A 15,222-nucleotide genomic window follows, 5' to 3' on the forward strand; every position below is an offset into this window, starting at 1 on the left:
CACGTAGCGACAGGCGATGAACGAGGGGCGATGACGCCCGCCGTCTTGCGCGGACGATGCCGCTTCGTCGCTCAGGTCGGCGAGCGCATCAGGCGGGCTTTCTCGCGTTCCCAGTCGCGCTTCTTCTCGGTCTCCCGTTTGTCGTGCAGCTTCTTTCCCTTGGCGAGGCCGATTTCGCATTTGACGCGGCCGCCCTTATAGTGAAAGTTCAGCGGCACGAGCGTGTAGCCGCGCTGCTCGACCTTGCCGATCAGTTTGCTGATTTCTTCGGCATGCAGCAGCAGCTTGCGCGTGCGCACGGGGTCCGGGTGGATATGGGTGGAAGCTTCGGGTAGCGGGCTGATGTGCGTGCCGATCAGGAATAGTTCGTTATTGCGGATCACCACATAACCTTCCTTGATCTGGCCGCGCCCGGCGCGCAGCGCCTTGACCTCCCATCCTTCGAGCACGAGCCCTGCTTCGTAGCGTTCTTCGACCGAGTAGTCGTAGAAGGCTTTTCTGTTGTCGATGATGCTCATGAATGGAAAGTGCCCAACTCGTTTAAAATTACGATTTTAGCAAAGCGGGGCAAGGAAAGCCCGCGGCGCTTGCCCACCCCTTGCCACGCGCTGTTCAATTTATGGCAGATGTCCAGAAAACCGTGTTGATCCGCCATTCGGCGGAACAGATGTTCGACCTCGTCACCGATGTCGCCGATTATCCCAACTTCCTGCCCTGGTGCGGGGGAGTCGAAGTTCGTCACCGGGACGACACCAGCATGGAGGCGAAGATCGACATCAACTTCAAGGGGATCAAGCAGCATTTTGCGACGCGTAACAGCATGGAGCGTCCCGCCCGCATCGACATGGAATTCGCGGACGGCCCGTTTCGCAAGTTCACCGGCTTCTGGCGGTTCACGCCGCTGCGTGTGGATGCCTGCAAGATCGAATTTGCGCTGCACTACGAATTCACCAACATCATCCTCGAAAAGCTCATTGGGCCGGTGTTCAATCACATCGCCAATACGTTCGTCGAATCCTTCGTGAAGCGCGCCGATCAGCGCTACGGTAAGGCATGAGCGCGCGGCTGTCGATCGAAGTCTGCTATGCGGCGCCGCAAGGGCAGACGCTGATCGCCGTGGCGTTGCCCGAAGGCGCCACGCTGCAACAGGCGATCGAGGCGAGCGGCATTCTGCGGCGTTATCCGGATATCGACCTCGGCACGCAGAAAGTCGGCGTGTTCGGCAAGCTCAAGACGCTCGACACCGTGCTGGCCGACCACGACCGCGTCGAGATTTACCGGCCGCTGCTGGTGGACCCGAAGCTCTCGCGTCAACGCCGCGTCGACAAGGCCCGCAAGGCGGGGTCGATCGAAGGGCGCCGGTGGCAGACTCGGGATTCGCGGTAGGGGCGAGCGCGAGGAAAACGGCTAAAGGCAGAAAGGGCGCTCTTCTCGCGCAAACCGGTGGAACCGTCGTGAATTGTCCTTCATTGGCGTGCACGGTCTTTGGCCGACTCGATTCCGTGACGGTTGAACGCCACGTCCTAACGCGTTTGGCATGCGGAGCAGGCCGCACTGCCTGTCACCCGGCAATGTGCCTGGAGCCGTGTGTTGCCGGTGACGGGGCTCCAAAAATACCGAGAACATCGCGGCTTGCCCGCCTTTCATTTCAGGGCGCAGAAACCTGCGTCTTGTTCTCGACCCGCCCGGCTTCACTGGAATCGTCGTCCGCATGCTGGCGCACCGACCAGCACACGCCGGCCACGAGCAGCAGGATCGCCGCTAGTTCCAGCGGACGAGGCAGGCGCTCGTCGTAGACGAACGCGTAGAGCAGTGCGAAAAGCGTTTCGAACACGATCATCTGTCCGGACAGCGTCAGCGGCAGACGTTTCGAGGCGGCGTTCCACAGTCCGTTGCCGAGCCACGACGCACCGATCGCGAGACCGAGGTTCAGCATCCAGAACATGTGCCAGCGCGTGCCGGCAAGCTCGCCCTGCGGGCCACCCGCGGGCAGCAGCGCGATGACGAGCCACAGCGCCGCGCCGAGCACACCCGTCACCACGCCCCACAGCACGGACCACTCGTTGCCGCTGAAGTGCGTGTGACGCTGCAGGTAGCGCGTGTTTTCAACCGCGAACCATGTCCAGCAAGCGAGCGCGCCCACCGCGCACCCCAGCCCGAGCAGCTTCGTGGCGACGCTCGCCGGGATGCCGCTGGCCCCGGTAAACACGTCGATGTTGATACAGACGATGCCGGCCATCACCACCGCGAGTGGCCACGCGAGACGCGCAAGCGGCACCGCGCCACGATCGCGGCGACCGAGCAGCGTCACCGTGACCGGGAGTATGCCGACGATCAGCGACGCGGGCGCAATGCCGATCAGATGGACGGCCGCGGTCAGCAGCAGGTAGTAGAGGAGATTGCCCGCCAGCGCCAGCTTGACGAGCGCGCCGAGGTCCTCGCGGGTCAGCCGTTTGACGAGCGGGCGCGCCATCGGCAGCGCGGCGGCCAGCGAAACGATGCCGTACATCGTATAGCGGCCGGCGCTCAACAGCAGCGGCGAAAAGTCGGGCAGCACGCGCGGCACCAGAAACACCATGCCCCATAAGGCCCCGGCCATCACTCCATATGCCACGCCGCGCTGCATCGACCGCCCCTGCATAAGACCCGAATGGCCGCACAGTAGCGGGCGGCGCGCAGCACGTCTTGTTCGATTCTGCATTCGGGCTGGCTTTCCGCGGACCTGGTGTGGCTGCGTCCTTGTTGCAGCGCGTTTGCCGTCGCGCCGCACGAGCATGGCGACGCCCGCGCCCCACAGCGCGCCGCTTCATGCGCCAGCCCGAAAAGGGCAGCGCTTCTACGCTCGCTGCGTGCGAGTGCCCCCGAACGCGCAAACGAAATCCGATCGAACCCGACGCGAACAGCCAAGCGAAATCGGCAGGCGCGAAGGCGCGAAAAAATCGCCCGAAATTCGCTAAGCTGCTGTTCGCGCAGTGAAAAGCGGGGAGGTATCGCGTATAATTCGCTTTTGCGCCTATAGGATTTGCCATGCGTCTGATCCAAACAGCACTCACGTTCGATGACGTGCTCCTCGTCCCGGCCTTTTCCGATGTTCTGCCGCGCGACACCAGCCTCAAGACCCGGCTGACCCGCAATATCTCCCTGAATATGCCGCTCGTGTCCGCCGCGATGGACACCGTCACCGAAGCACGTCTCGCGATCGCGATGGCGCAAATGGGTGGTGTGGGCATCATCCACAAGAACCTCACGCCGGCCGAGCAGGCGCGTGAAGTCGCCAAGGTCAAGCGTTTCGAGTCGGGCGTCGTGCGCGATCCGATCACGGTGCCGCCGCAAATGAAAGTGCGCGACGTGATCGCACTGTCGCACCAGCATGGCATTTCCGGCTTTCCGGTCGTCGAGGGCGCGCAGCTTATCGGTATCGTCACGAACCGCGACCTGCGTTTCGAAGAGCGGCTCGATGAGCCGGTACGCACCATCATGACGCCGCGCGAGCGGCTCGTCACCGTCAAGGAAGGCACGCCGCTCGCCGAAGCCAAAGCGCTGATGCACAGCCATCGCCTCGAGCGCGTGCTCGTCATCAACGACGCATTTGAGCTGCGCGGCCTGATGACCGTCAAGGACATCACCAAGCAAACCGAACACCCGGACGCCTGTAAAGACGAACACGGCAAGCTGCGCGCGGGCGCGGCGGTCGGCGTGGGCGCGGACAATGAAGAGCGCGTGGAACTGCTGGTGCAGGCGGGCGTCGACGTGATCGTCGTCGATACCGCGCACGGTCACAGCAAGGGCGTGCTCGAGCGCGTCAAGTGGGTCAAGCAGAACTTCCCGCACGTCGAAGTGATCGGCGGCAACATCGCCACCGCGGCGGCGGCCAAGGCGCTCGTCGAATACGGCGCGGACGGCGTGAAGGTCGGCATCGGCCCGGGCTCGATCTGCACGACGCGCATCGTCGCCGGCGTGGGCGTGCCGCAAGTCACCGCGATCTCCAACGTGTCGGAAGCGCTCAAGGGCACCGGCGTGCCCGTGATCGCCGACGGCGGCGTGCGCTTCTCTGGCGACGTCAGCAAGGCGCTCGCAGCGGGTGCCAACGCCGTGATGATGGGCAGCATGTTCGCCGGCACCGAAGAATCGCCCGGCGACGTGTTCCTGTATCAGGGCCGCCAGTACAAGTCGTACCGTGGCATGGGTTCGGTCGGCGCGATGAAGGACGGCGCGGCGGACCGTTACTTCCAGGACAATTCCGCGAACATCGACAAGCTGGTGCCGGAAGGCATCGAAGGCCGCGTCGCCTACAAGGGCTCGGTCAACGCGATCCTGTTCCAGCTGATCGGCGGCGTGCGCGCCAGCATGGGTTACTGCGGCTGCCGCACCATCGCCGAGATGAACGACAAGGCCGAGTTTGTCCAGATCACCGGCGCGGGCCTGCGCGAGTCGCATGTGCATGATGTGCAGATCACCAAGGAAGCGCCCAACTACCACGTGGACTAAACGACAATGAAGCCATTGCTGCGCGTTGTACTTATCCTCGATGCCTTGTTGCTGCTCGCGTTCGGCCTGTTGTTCCTGTTGACGCCCTGGACTTCGTTGTACGACGCGCTGCAGTTGGTGCAAACGCAGCCGGCTCTGGTCGGGCAGGCGTTTGGCGTGGCGCTGATCGGGCTCGCGTGGCTTGCGCTGCACGCATCGTTCGACGGGGCGCTGACGTCGACGGTCGCCAAGGTCGCCGGTCATGTGAACTGGCTGACCGGCGTGCTGATGCTGGTCTGGCTGCTCGGTCTGCATACGCCGTCGCTGACCGGTTTCGGGCAGATCGTCGCGGTGCTGAGCGGGGTCGCGCTGGTGCTGATCGGGCTGGGCGGGGTGCGTCTGTCTGGCGCGGTGCGGCGGCGCGAGAAGGGAACCGTCGTCAAGTCCTCCTCCAGCCGGGCTGAAAAGCGGGCCGCCAAAGATACCGCCACGCGGCCCGAGCTGGAGCGCGAAGCCGCGCAAGCGCCGCGCGCCACGGCGGGCTTTCCGGTCTATCGCGCCGAGCCGGTGATCGAACCCGCCGCACCGGCCCCCCGGCCTGTCAATCCTGCTGGTTCAGCCAGCCCCGTCAGTCCCGTATCGGCGGCCCCGGGTCGTCCGGTGGTCGACGAAGCCAAGCTGACGGAGTCCGAACGCGCTGCCCGGGCAGCGTCCGCAGCGGCGCGAGACGAGGCCCGCAACGCCGCCGCCGACGCGCCTGGTGCGCCTCGGCCTCCGGCGCATGGCTGAGGCGCTGCGCGCCACGCCGCCCGCGCAAGCTACCGGAGTTCGTTCGCGCGCACCGCAGGCAGAGGGTTGCGGTGCGCGACGCGCCGGTACGCTTCATCGTGATGTTTCATGCCCGGTCTGTCCCACGTGCACTGCTTTGAATTCAACGCCGCGCTTCGTGCGCGGCATTCCGTATCCGCTCACTTTCGACTCCGTCCGCTGCCATGCATGACAAGATCCTGATCCTCGACTTCGGTTCGCAAGTCACCCAACTGATTGCACGTCGCGTTCGCGAAGCCAACGTGTATTCGGAAATCCATCCGTACGACGTCGATGCGTCGTTTATTCGCGACTTCGCGCCGAAGGGCGTGATCCTCTCCGGCGGGCCGAGCTCGGTCACCGACACGGACACCCCGCGCGTGCCGCAAGCGGTGTTCGAACTCGGCGTACCGGTGCTCGGCATCTGCTACGGCATGCAGGCCATGGCCGCGCAATTGGGCGGCCAGGTCGACATTGGCCATCTGCGCGAATTCGGCTATGCCGAAGTGCGCGCGCGCAATCATACGAGCCTGCTTGAAGGCATTAGCGACTTCACCACGCCCGAAGGTCACGGCATGTTGAAAGTATGGATGAGCCACGGCGACAAAGTGCTGGAAATGCCGCCGGGTTTCGCGCTGATGGCCTCGACGCCATCGTGCCCGATCGCGGCGATGGCCGACGAGAAGCGTCACTTCTACGGTCTGCAGTGGCATCCCGAAGTCACCCACACCGTGCAGGGCCGCGCGATGCTGGAGCGCTTCGTGCTGAAGATTTGCGGCGCGCAGCCCGACTGGGAAATGGGTAACTATATCGACGAAGCCGTCGCGAAGATTCGCGAACAGGTGGGTAACGAGCACGTGATTCTCGGGCTGTCGGGCGGCGTGGATTCGTCGGTGGCGGCGGCGCTGCTGCATCGCGCGATCGGCGATCAGCTGACCTGCGTATTCGTCGATCACGGCCTGCTGCGCCTGAACGAAGCCGAGCAGGTGATGGCAACCTTCGCCGACCATCTCGGCGTGAAAGTCATTCACGTCGACGCGAGCGACGTGTTCCTGCGCAAGCTGGCCGGCGTGACCGATCCGGAAGCGAAGCGCAAGATCATCGGCGCCGAATTCGTCGAGGTGTTCCAGACCGAAGCCGGCAAGCTGACCGACGCGAAATGGCTGGCGCAGGGCACGATCTATCCGGACGTGATCGAATCGGCCGGCAAGGGCAAGAAGGCCGCGCAGACCATCAAGAGCCACCACAACGTGGGCGGTTTGCCGGAGACGCTGAATCTGAAGCTGCTCGAACCGCTGCGCGAACTCTTCAAGGACGAGGTGCGCGAACTCGGCGTGAAGCTCGGCTTGCCGCCGGCGATGGTGTATCGCCACCCGTTCCCCGGCCCCGGTCTGGGCGTGCGGATTCTCGGCGAAGTGAAGCGCGATTTCGCAGACCTCTTGCGCCGCGCGGACGCGATTTTCATCGAGACGCTGCGCACGTTCATCGACAAGGAAACCGGCAGGTCGTGGTACGACCTGACGAGCCAGGCGTTCGCGGTGTTCCTGCCGGTGAAGAGCGTCGGCGTGATGGGCGACGGCCGGACCTATGAATACGTCGTCGCGCTGCGGGCGGTGCAGACGCTCGACTTCATGACGGCGCATTGGGCGCATCTGCCGCATGATTTGCTGGGGCATGTGTCGAACCGGATCATCAACGAAGTGCGCGGGATCAACCGGGTCGTGTACGACATTTCGGGGAAGCCGCCGGCGACGATCGAGTGGGAGTAGGGGTTCTCAAAGTTCTCTTTTTTAAATCATCGGCTTGGGTGACCGATAAAATCGCGCGCGCAATCCGAAATTGCCGATGCGGTCAGTAGGTGGTTGATTAGCTTGATACCGTCAGCGACGCTGACGGTATTTGTGACGGTATCGGCTACAACCTGACGCGTATGCGCACCCTTGCTCAGGGGCAGGAAGCAATGGATAACACCGCTATGGTGAGCCTTTAGGCAACGTCGAATTCACGCAAATGTGTTTCGTGTTTCAAAGTGCGAACCCAGCATCCGTCGTCATGCATCTGAGTGCATCAACGACGGATATTTCAACGGTCTGCTAAATGCGCACAAACGCGTTGCTCTTCCAAAGCGATGCTGATCGTTTCGTCGCGACTGCCACATGAAGCGTCGCATCACTGTGGCCTCTCGAGCGGGCTGGCGCGTCGCTCATCGCGCGCCAGAGCCGGCGTTTGTCGACGAAACGGCGTGGCCGAGCGACAGGTAGCTCCGGTGCAGTAGCGATTCGATGGTTGCCCAATCGGCGTCGGTGACGCTGCCCGCTTCTTCACGGGCGTCGCGAAGCAGCATCGCTTGCGCGCGCAACTGGCCGTGTTCGAGTGTCGAGCCCGCGGGCACCCTATACAGCGATGCGGCAGCTTCAGCACACGCGCTGCCCAATGCGCCGGGCGGATAACGTTCACGCTGCCGGTGCACGATCCACCATTCCAGTTCGAGCGCCGTGGTGCGCGAGACATCGAAGTCGCGGTTCCCCGTGTTGCGGATCAGGCTGAAATAGGTTTGCAGCGCCGGCAACGCTTTTTCGTAATCGCTGCGTTCCTTGCCCTCCTTGAAGGTGAATGCGGCGGATGCACCGTAGTAAGCGCCGACATACGACCTTAGCCACGGAAAGTGGTATTGCGTGCGCAGGGTTTGCGCCAGTTCAAGAAAGAGCGCCACGTGCTGGCGGTCATAATAGGAGCGCCACATTGTCGTTTCGAGTGTCCCCGTCGCGATGGGATCGAAGCGGCTCAGGTCACGGTGCAACGGCCAGAAGAGATCGGCGGCGGCATAGCCGATCAGAACGACGAGCAGGGCCAGGATCGTCCGTCGCCAGCGTCCTGGTCCGGCTGCAAGGATCACGCGGTGCCGCAGGCCGTGGCTGCGGGCGCGCCCGGTGGTATTCATGTCGAATAGCGTCGATGTCGAACGTGCGTTGAACCCTCTATTTCACGACGCGCCCCAGCACCTCGCTCAGCTCGGCGTCGTCAAGCACTGGAACAATGTCCAGCTCCATCAGATCGCTCCACTGATAGGCGAACTCGGTGAGTTTCTTCATATCATCTGTTTCAAGCAGATCGAAGCCTGCGCCCAGATCGGCTCGCGTCCACCGGCCCACCAGCCGGACGCCGTCAGGCGGGAGCCCGCCGGTTTGCTGAAAGCGCGCGATGGCTTCGGCACGCTGTTGGGTATCCGGTGCCCAGTGAAAGGTCATCATGAATTTCATGGCTGTGTCTCCTGACGGTGGGTCGTCCCACCTGCCTTAATTTATACGCTCGATTGCGGCATATGGATGCAATTGGGCATGTGCACTGCAACGCAAGTCGACATAGCTCCACAGCCGTCGCCTGCAAGATGGCTCGCCGGGAAGAATGAGGAGGACGTCATGATCCAATTACCCATCAAAGTCGGAGTCATCGCCGCGCAGACTGGCCCGCTTTCGTTCATGGGGATCACCGATCCTAAGGTGGTAGCTCGAGCCGCTCATTCCCTGGCTGATGCATACAACAGGGGCGAAGACGTTCTATCTGCCGTCGGCCGACTTACATCTGGCCACGCGTGATGAACAGGAAGGTGCGCGACCTGGTCACCGCGAACGGCGGCCAGATCGTCGGGGGAGGAATGTTGTCGGGGCCCATTACATCCACGGTAACCTTCCAGACTGCATCTACAGGCACGCCGATGACGGGAGCAGTCTCTATCCGACTGAGGCGTCCGTTTATTCCGCGGCTCCTGCCTCCGCGGAGACGATCTACGGGCCTCTGCGGGACCTGGTCCTCGAATGGTTGGATAAAATCAACCCAAAGTTCGTACTTTCTCCGTTAGGCATCGGCCGGCACGTCGATCACTTCATTACGTCTAAAGTGCTCAGGGAAATCTCACATGACGCAGAATCTGACATCGCGCTGTACGAGGAAATTCCGTATGCGACAGGTCAGTATCCGGTGATCAACCCCGACAATGTCGAGGTAGCCAAATAAAGGACCGAATGGAACATTCAATCTTCTGAGCTCATGGCAATTGACCTGGAGCGCAAAAGCGGGCCATCGAATGCTATCGCTCGTAGCTTATAGAGATCTTCCCTGATGGGTTCAGCGCTCTCGAGGACTATATGGCGACATTGAACGAGGATCACGCACACGAGCGCCTTTGGCGGGTTGACACTCAGCGCCGCTAAGCCTGGCAGTTTCGGGACATGGTTGCGCGCGGCGGGCCGGTCGGCGGCCCGACGTCTCCATGCTGTGACGGTCGGTACGTCAGCCACTGGCATGTCTGACGGTGAGTACTGGCGTGGCAGCCAGTATGTCGAAAAATGCGTGGGCGGCGTGCGTGTCGCTGAATTCATGCTCGCCGGCAGCACTGTGGCAATGGGTCAGACGCTGCGTAATCTGCGGTCGATCGGACTGCTAATTACCGATGTTTCAAACCGAGCTCGTTGACGGCATGACAAGAGCTTCGTTGCGCGAGCGACGTAACCACTCATTCAGGTTGATGGGGCCGAGTCGCGCGTCGCCCATCGGTACGAGCGACTTTTCCTCGAGTCGCCCGCCGAAATATCGGGCGTCGAGGTCTTGCACGACGTCGCGTGGGTCGCCGATAGACGCTAAATAGCGAGCCACGATTTCGTTGAACGGCGCGCGTTCGGGGCCTGCGATCTCGACGATTCCGTTGCGCGGATCGGCGCACGCCACTTCGGCGACGATGGCGGCCACATCGTCAGCCGCGACAGGCTGAAACAGGTTCGGTGTGAGGCTAACGACGCTTCCATCCGTACTGGCATCGGCGATGCCACCGAGGAATTCCAGGAACTGGGTCGAGCGAACGATCGTGTAAGGGATACCCGAAGCCTCGATCAGTTTCTCCTGGGCGACCTTGGCGCGGAAATAGCCTTGATCCGGGACCCGGTCGGCCCCGACGATGGATAGCGCGACATGATGCCGGACGTTCGCCGCAGACTCCGCTGCGAGAAGATTCCGGCCAGAGGTAACGAAGAATTCGAGGGCTGTCTTGGGCTCATTGGACGGCGCATTGGACAGGTCGATGACTGCTTGTGCGCCGGTCATCGCCTCTTTGAGTCCTTCTCCGGTAATTGTATTGACGCCACGCGAGGGTGACGCCGCGACGACCTCGTGGCCGCCCAGGCGAAGAATGGCAACGGTCTTCGAGCCCGTGAGCCCCGTGCCGCCGATTACTACGATTTTCATTGTTTGCTTTCCTGGGGTAGTCCATGTCACCAACATCCCGCGCTGGATCGCGAGAGCTAAACTGTCGCTTGACAATCACAACCCGTGCTGGACCTTCGAAGGGTTCCCGGTTTTCAAGTGCCTCGCGGGTTCTAGAACTCCCGCGCCATTCAACCGCCTGAAAGTGGCGGACGCTTCATACTCAAAAGCTCCATCAGCTCAATGCCGATTATCTGCCGATGAGATCGGGACAGTCAGCCATTTGCCGTCAGGGTAGGCTCGGGCTTCATCGTAGAGCTTGACCAGGTGTGGGCTCCAGGAATACCGCCGCTCCTCAAACTTCTCTCGCTCCGCCCGCCCCAGGACCACCAGAACCGAGAGCGACCGGTACGCGGGCAGCAGGGTGCAGAAGGCCTTGGTCTTCTTGTAGCGCAGTGACCAACCGCGTTTCTGGCCACCATATAGCCAATTTGGCGCGAAAACACCGGGGTAGGATGCCGCGATCCAGCGCCGCAGTTCAACCCAATGCTCAACCGTCTCCGGCCCCATCCAGTCGCGGACGGTACGCTCATCGGGCTGTGAAGCTTTGTCAGCGATTCTGTCGCCGATACCGTTGCTCTGTTTCATGTTGCTTTCCTCTTCGTCTTCATGCGTGGATATCCTGCGCAAGTGAAATAGCAGAATCTGAAGCTTTCCCTATCCACGCTTCGATAGACCATGTTTGCCTTATATATACGTCAGGACTACTGCTCGATAGGCCGCGTGGGCTGGACGGATGCCAGAAAGAGGCAAAACGATGCAGCCAGCAGAACGACATCCTTAAGAAGAAACTGGCCCGGCAAGGCTGAGATTGCTGGAAACCCACCCGCTGTCGCTTCGGCCACCCCGGGGGTGCTGAAGAAGAAGGTGAGTGTGATCAGATAGGTTGCAGCCGACATTGCTGCGCCTAATGCGGAGAAAATGGGCTCGAAGGCTCCGATAGTCAGAGCTGCCGCAGTCGACAGTTCGAGCGCTCCGATGACGTAGCTTGCGCCTCGAATTCCGAATAGGGAGTGCAACCAGCTCATGATGGGGCTATTGATGATGAACGGAGCGATGCCGTTGGCTTCGTAAGCAGTGAATTTCATTGCGCCGAACCAGATAAAAATGATGACCAGTGCCCATCTGAGCACGGCCAGAATCGAGAGCGATCCAACGCTCTTTTCGGCGATTTGAAGACGGAACTGATTTGCGCGAATGCTCATTCTGGATTTCCTCATTCAGGTTGTTTTCCGGGGCGCCAGGAGCCTCGACTGGAGGCCTGCCCCGTACCGGTTTCGAGACTGCATTTGCTCGATAAAGTGCGAAAAGAGATCAAGTAAAGAAGGGCTGCGCGGACGCGGGCATCTGTCGCTAACTTGCCGGGACAACGATGTGTCGGACGAGTCATGAAGACAGCCGCAACCTGCATTTCAGGCGAATTGTTTCCGATACTGGACGAAACCCGAGCGATTACCGACGCTGTCGTAAAGTCGCATGCCGGTATGGTTGGTTTCGTGCGTCAGCCAGTGCACACGGGACACCCCGCGACGTTTCGCATCCGCATAGACATGCTCGATCAGCGCGCGGCCAATGCCGCGGCTGCGTGCATCGGGAGCAACAAACAGGTCCTGAAGATAGCAGTAGTCGGCGCTGGTCCATGTAGATCGATGGTAGATAGCATGTACCAACCCGGCGGCATGTTCGCCCACCATGGCAAGCGCCGCGTGCATCGGCTCAATCGGGTCCAGGAAGCGCGCCCATGTCTTAAGCGTCACGGACTCGGGAATATCCACTTCGTAGAATCGCTGATAGCCTTTCCACAGAGGAAGCCAAATATCAAAATCGTCGTTTTCAATGACTTTGATCTCGACCGATAGCATAGATTTCTCCTGAAATTAATCTATTTGCCGATGGGTCTCACACCATACTTTTGATAGTAAGTCATCCTGATTTCATCCTGGCTTCGAGCAGGCTCGGCGAACACATGCGCTGGGGACAGGATCGGAGTGATCGAGAGAGTTTCGATCCTGACGACGTGATTGACCGGGTACTCGAGGCCGTTCGTCGCGCGGACCCAGTCCGCGATCAACGCATACTCGTCATTGCCTGGCGGCAGTATCGACGCATGGCCCTTGAATCGATAACCGCACCTCTGGAAGATGTCGATCACGTTGATCTCGACGGCGGGATTGCGTCTCAGGTTTCGTATGGTCCCGGGCGAGGCGATATCGGCAAAATAGAGAACACCGTTTCTGACCGTCAAGGAGGCCTTCGGGGAAAGATTGGGTGTCCCGTCCTCGTTGACTGTCGCGACGAATGACAAGATCGCCTGCTTGATGATCGCCTCTACGTCGGCGTTGATTTCAATCACGGATATCCTCGCTTGAAAAAATTTGAGCGGCGCTATGCATTGCTTTCCAGAAACTTCTGACGGCCTTGCTTCAGGCCGCGGTCACTGCCAACCCGCGCTGCACCGCCGCACGCGCGAGACCACGCTCGAACCAGCGCTGGACATGCGAGAAGCGGTCGTAATCGACCAGTTCGCGCGCTTCGTAAAAGCCGATCAGGTTGCGCACCCAGCCGAGCAGTGATATGTCGGCGATGCTGTAGTCAGCGCCCATCACCCAGTCGCGGCCCGCGAGCCGTTGGTCGAGGACACCGAGCAGCCGCGCGGATTCGGCGACGTAGCGCTCGCGCGGGCGCTTGTCCTCATAGTCTTTGCCGGCGAATTTGTTGAAGAAGCCAACCTGGCCGAACATTGGCCCGACACCGCCCATCTGCCACATCAGCCACTGGATCGTTTCGTAGCGGGTAATGGGATCGGTGGAAAGGAGTTGCCCGGTCTTCTCGGCGAGATAGATCAGGATCGCGCCGGATTCGAACAACGCAAGCGGCCGTCCACCCGGACCGTTCGGATCGAAGATCGCCGGAATCTTGCCATTCGGGTTCAGGGCGAGAAAGGCTGGATCGTGATGCTCGTTCGCGATGATGTCGATGCGGTGCGCCTCATACGCAAGGCCCGTTTCCTCGAGCATGATGCCGATCTTCACGCCGTTTGGCGTCGGCAAGGAAAAGAGCTGGAGCCGGTCAGGGTATCGTGCCGGCCAGCGCGTGAAAACCGGATGATGGAGCGTCATACGTTTTCTCCTGTGTGAGCAAGCGGAGCCGGCCCGGGCATGGCCGGCTCGCCTTCACCGTCCACCTCGTGATGAGTGGTCAAGCATCGTTTCGGAAATCCCTCGCAGACGAGGGAACAGAGTTCAGATCGAGCCGGCCGGGGGAACGGCGGGAAAGTCCTTCTCGGGATCGAACACGTTATTGAAGAAGTTGGTCAGCGAGTACATGGCCACCAGCGCGACGATCTCGATCACGTTGGCATTGGTGTAGCCGGCATCGCGGACCGCTTTCAGATCAGCGTCGCTGACTTGCCCGCGGGCCTCGATGACCTTGCGCGCAAACTGCACGGCGGCGTCGCGCTTCGGGTCGGTAGCATGGCCTTTGCGGGCGAGAATGATTTCATCGGCTGACAGCCTGGCCATGTGCTCGGCCGTAAAGCTATGCACCGTGAGGCAGTAGTTGCAGCCGTTGACTTCGGGGACAGCCAGACCGATGCTGTCACGCGTCTTCACGTCGAGCGCCTTGCTGAGCGAACCGAGCAGGGTGGCCCATGCATTGAACGCAATCGGGCTTTGCGCGAAGCTCGCCATCATATTCGGGGTGAACCCGATGTTCCTGGTGAACGCATCGAGCGTCGGCTTCGAATCGGACGGCACTTGTTCCTGCGTCAGAGCAATAGTTCTTGGCATCGTAGTCTTCCTTGAGTTACTGGTTTTACGGATTGAGAAGGGTCCCTGCGGGGACCATAAGTTGGTTCACGTCGCGTCCAGGTTCTGGGTCCAAGCGTGTTTGTCCTTGAAGCAGGAGACGCCCTGTTGCTTTTCTTTCACCTGGAGTGGCTCGGACTATTCGGTGTTGCCGCTGCGACGGCGACGCGCCTATACCAGATCCAGCACGTCGGCCACGGGACGGCGCGGCTTCTGCGCCCAGTTTCCGGCTCGCTCCGGCCCGACCGACAACAGCATCACCGGTACTTCGTCTTCGGCCAGTCCGAACTCGCGGTGTACTGCTTCGTCATCGAAACCGATCATCGGCGTTGAACCGAGACCCATCGATCGGGCCGCATAGATCATCGCCGCCGCGCCGAAAGTGGCCGTGCGTACGGCCTCGTCGCGCCGGCGCTGCGGATAAGCCATATACAGATTGCGCGCCGGGATCTCCCATTCCGGGACCATGGTTGCCGGCATCACGCCCGCTTCCACCAGCGGTGCGAGACGCTCCGGTATCACACTGGTTTCGACCAGCTGGCCGCAGACGATGAAAGTGACCGCTGCATCTTTGATCGCGGGCTGGTTCCAGGCAATCGGACTCAATCGCGACTTCGCTTCAGGCGTGCGTACGGCGATGAAGCGCCAGTTCTGCAAGTGGAACGATGTCGGCGCGCTCGTGCCGATTCGCACCAGCTCGCGGATCTGGTCGTCGCTCAAGGTCGCGGTAGGGTCGTAGTACTTTGTCGCGCTGCGGCTCAGGATGCATTCGATGACGGCGTTGGTCATCCTGGTTTCGTTTTTCATGGTGTCGGATTCAATAGCGGTAATCGCGATACTGCTCATGGTGTGAACCCTTCGTCAGGTGGTTAGGAGCCTCCACTTT

16 protein-coding genes and 2 pseudogenes are annotated in these 15,222 nt (G+C 61.1%); 6 read left to right on the top strand and 12 right to left on the bottom strand.

Annotated features, from left to right (window positions below; all coding sequences use genetic code 11):
- Nucleotides 1-71 precede the first annotated feature (71 nt).
- Nucleotides 72-518 carry an SsrA-binding protein SmpB gene (gene smpB, locus ABQJ48_RS01245; RefSeq protein ID WP_367835422.1) on the bottom strand — a complete coding sequence of 149 codons (447 nt, stop codon included), beginning with the start codon at nt 516-518 and terminating at the stop codon, nt 72-74.
- 101 nt (nt 519-619) lie between these two features.
- Here smpB and ABQJ48_RS01250 point away from each other — a divergent pair, with 101 nt between their 5' ends.
- Together ABQJ48_RS01250 and ABQJ48_RS01255 are read left to right on the top strand one after the other, a co-directional pair.
- On the top strand, nt 620-1,057 hold the full coding sequence (locus ABQJ48_RS01250) for a type II toxin-antitoxin system RatA family toxin (protein ID WP_367835423.1): 438 nt from the start codon (nt 620-622) through the stop codon (nt 1,055-1,057).
- Nucleotides 1,054-1,386, top strand: coding sequence for an RnfH family protein (locus ABQJ48_RS01255; protein ID WP_367835424.1), 333 nt, complete (start codon nt 1,054-1,056; stop codon nt 1,384-1,386). Before ABQJ48_RS01250 ends, ABQJ48_RS01255 begins: the two co-directional genes overlap by 4 nt.
- A 262-nt stretch (nt 1,387-1,648) precedes the next feature.
- On the opposite strand, the gene ABQJ48_RS01260 is transcribed toward ABQJ48_RS01255, so the two are convergent.
- Complete coding sequence (locus ABQJ48_RS01260; RefSeq protein WP_367835425.1) at nt 1,649-2,626, bottom strand: DMT family transporter; 978 nt, start codon at nt 2,624-2,626, stop codon at nt 1,649-1,651.
- Nucleotides 2,627-3,027: 401 nt separating this feature from the next.
- On the opposite strand from ABQJ48_RS01260, the gene guaB reads away from it, so the two are divergent.
- The 3 genes from guaB (at nt 3,028) to guaA (ending at nt 7,043) form a co-directional block, all read left to right on the top strand.
- Nucleotides 3,028-4,488: an IMP dehydrogenase gene (guaB, locus tag ABQJ48_RS01265; protein WP_367835427.1), complete on the top strand. Its 1,461-nt coding sequence runs from the start codon at nt 3,028-3,030 to the stop codon at nt 4,486-4,488.
- Nucleotides 4,489-4,494: 6 nt separating this feature from the next.
- Nucleotides 4,495-5,256, top strand: a complete 762-nt coding sequence (locus tag ABQJ48_RS01270) for a hypothetical protein (protein ID WP_367835429.1) — start codon at nt 4,495-4,497, stop codon at nt 5,254-5,256.
- Between the two features lie 203 nt (nt 5,257-5,459).
- The gene (gene guaA / locus ABQJ48_RS01275; RefSeq protein WP_367835430.1) at nt 5,460-7,043 is read left to right on the top strand and encodes a glutamine-hydrolyzing GMP synthase; all 1,584 of its coding nucleotides are present in this window, start codon (nt 5,460-5,462) and stop codon (nt 7,041-7,043) included.
- Nucleotides 7,044-7,477: 434 nt separating this feature from the next.
- Here guaA and ABQJ48_RS01280 read toward each other — a convergent pair whose 3' ends face one another.
- Both ABQJ48_RS01280 and ABQJ48_RS01285 read right to left on the bottom strand, forming a co-directional pair.
- Nucleotides 7,478-8,215 carry a hypothetical protein gene (locus ABQJ48_RS01280; protein WP_367835432.1) on the bottom strand — a complete coding sequence of 246 codons (738 nt, stop codon included), beginning with the start codon at nt 8,213-8,215 and terminating at the stop codon, nt 7,478-7,480.
- Nucleotides 8,216-8,252: 37 nt separating this feature from the next.
- Nucleotides 8,253-8,534: a DUF3303 domain-containing protein gene (locus tag ABQJ48_RS01285; protein WP_367835434.1), complete on the bottom strand. Its 282-nt coding sequence runs from the start codon at nt 8,532-8,534 to the stop codon at nt 8,253-8,255.
- A 973-nt stretch (nt 8,535-9,507) separates the two neighbouring features.
- Between ABQJ48_RS01285 and ABQJ48_RS01290 the strand changes: the two are divergent.
- Nucleotides 9,508-9,738: pseudogene (locus ABQJ48_RS01290) on the top strand (N-acetylglucosamine-6-phosphate deacetylase); the annotation flags it as partial.
- Here ABQJ48_RS01290 and ABQJ48_RS01295 read toward each other — a convergent pair.
- The 8 genes and pseudogenes from ABQJ48_RS01295 to ABQJ48_RS01330 all read right to left on the bottom strand — a co-directional run bounded on the left by ABQJ48_RS01295 (nt 9,730) and on the right by ABQJ48_RS01330 (nt 15,143).
- The gene (locus ABQJ48_RS01295) at nt 9,730-10,512 is read right to left on the bottom strand and encodes an SDR family oxidoreductase (RefSeq protein ID WP_367835959.1); all 783 of its coding nucleotides are present in this window, start codon (nt 10,510-10,512) and stop codon (nt 9,730-9,732) included. The pseudogene ABQJ48_RS01290 and the gene ABQJ48_RS01295 sit on opposite strands and share 9 nt — an antisense overlap.
- 149 nt (nt 10,513-10,661) lie before the next feature.
- Nucleotides 10,662-11,118: pseudogene (locus ABQJ48_RS01300) on the bottom strand (DUF3788 domain-containing protein).
- 116 nt (nt 11,119-11,234) lie between these two features.
- On the bottom strand, nt 11,235-11,735 hold the full coding sequence (locus tag ABQJ48_RS01305; protein ID WP_367835435.1) for a YkgB family protein: 501 nt from the start codon (nt 11,733-11,735) through the stop codon (nt 11,235-11,237).
- Nucleotides 11,736-11,942: 207 nt separating this feature from the next.
- A complete protein-coding gene (locus ABQJ48_RS01310) occupies nt 11,943-12,392 on the bottom strand; it encodes a GNAT family N-acetyltransferase (RefSeq protein WP_367835437.1) in 450 nt (149 codons plus the stop codon).
- A 20-nt stretch (nt 12,393-12,412) separates the two neighbouring features.
- Nucleotides 12,413-12,883, bottom strand: coding sequence for a pyridoxamine 5'-phosphate oxidase family protein (locus ABQJ48_RS01315; protein ID WP_367835439.1), 471 nt, complete (start codon nt 12,881-12,883; stop codon nt 12,413-12,415).
- 70 nt (nt 12,884-12,953) lie between these two features.
- Entirely contained in the window at nt 12,954-13,649 is a 696-nt protein-coding gene (locus tag ABQJ48_RS01320) for a glutathione S-transferase N-terminal domain-containing protein (protein ID WP_367835441.1), read from the bottom strand.
- 123 nt (nt 13,650-13,772) lie between these two features.
- Entirely contained in the window at nt 13,773-14,318 is a 546-nt protein-coding gene (locus ABQJ48_RS01325; protein ID WP_367835443.1) for a carboxymuconolactone decarboxylase family protein, read from the bottom strand.
- A gap of 189 nt (nt 14,319-14,507) precedes the next feature.
- The gene (locus ABQJ48_RS01330) at nt 14,508-15,143 is read right to left on the bottom strand and encodes a nitroreductase family protein (RefSeq protein ID WP_367835445.1); all 636 of its coding nucleotides are present in this window, start codon (nt 15,141-15,143) and stop codon (nt 14,508-14,510) included.
- Between the last annotated feature and the right edge of the window lie 79 nt (nt 15,144-15,222).

The organism is Paraburkholderia suaedae (assembly GCF_040812055.1).
Taxonomy (GTDB): Bacteria; Pseudomonadota; Gammaproteobacteria; order Burkholderiales; family Burkholderiaceae; genus Paraburkholderia.

Coding starts and splice junctions, on each gene's coding strand:
- guaB (WP_367835427.1), top strand. CDS start 3,028: ATGCGTCTGATCCAAACAGCACTCACGTTCGATGACGTGCTCCTCGTC.
- ABQJ48_RS01325 (WP_367835443.1), bottom strand. CDS start 14,318: ATGCCAAGAACTATTGCTCTGACGCAGGAACAAGTGCCGTCCGATTCG.
- ABQJ48_RS01320 (WP_367835441.1), bottom strand. CDS start 13,649: ATGACGCTCCATCATCCGGTTTTCACGCGCTGGCCGGCACGATACCCT.
- guaA (WP_367835430.1), top strand. CDS start 5,460: ATGCATGACAAGATCCTGATCCTCGACTTCGGTTCGCAAGTCACCCAA.
- ABQJ48_RS01250 (WP_367835423.1), top strand. CDS start 620: ATGGCAGATGTCCAGAAAACCGTGTTGATCCGCCATTCGGCGGAACAG.
- ABQJ48_RS01330 (WP_367835445.1), bottom strand. CDS start 15,143: ATGAAAAACGAAACCAGGATGACCAACGCCGTCATCGAATGCATCCTG.
- ABQJ48_RS01305 (WP_367835435.1), bottom strand. CDS start 11,735: ATGAGCATTCGCGCAAATCAGTTCCGTCTTCAAATCGCCGAAAAGAGC.
- ABQJ48_RS01270 (WP_367835429.1), top strand. CDS start 4,495: ATGAAGCCATTGCTGCGCGTTGTACTTATCCTCGATGCCTTGTTGCTG.
- ABQJ48_RS01295 (WP_367835959.1), bottom strand. CDS start 10,512: ATGAAAATCGTAGTAATCGGCGGCACGGGGCTCACGGGCTCGAAGACC.
- ABQJ48_RS01285 (WP_367835434.1), bottom strand. CDS start 8,534: ATGAAATTCATGATGACCTTTCACTGGGCACCGGATACCCAACAGCGT.
- ABQJ48_RS01280 (WP_367835432.1), bottom strand. CDS start 8,215: ATGAATACCACCGGGCGCGCCCGCAGCCACGGCCTGCGGCACCGCGTG.
- ABQJ48_RS01255 (WP_367835424.1), top strand. CDS start 1,054: ATGAGCGCGCGGCTGTCGATCGAAGTCTGCTATGCGGCGCCGCAAGGG.
- ABQJ48_RS01260 (WP_367835425.1), bottom strand. CDS start 2,626: ATGCAGCGCGGCGTGGCATATGGAGTGATGGCCGGGGCCTTATGGGGC.
- smpB (WP_367835422.1), bottom strand. CDS start 518: ATGAGCATCATCGACAACAGAAAAGCCTTCTACGACTACTCGGTCGAA.
- ABQJ48_RS01310 (WP_367835437.1), bottom strand. CDS start 12,392: ATGCTATCGGTCGAGATCAAAGTCATTGAAAACGACGATTTTGATATT.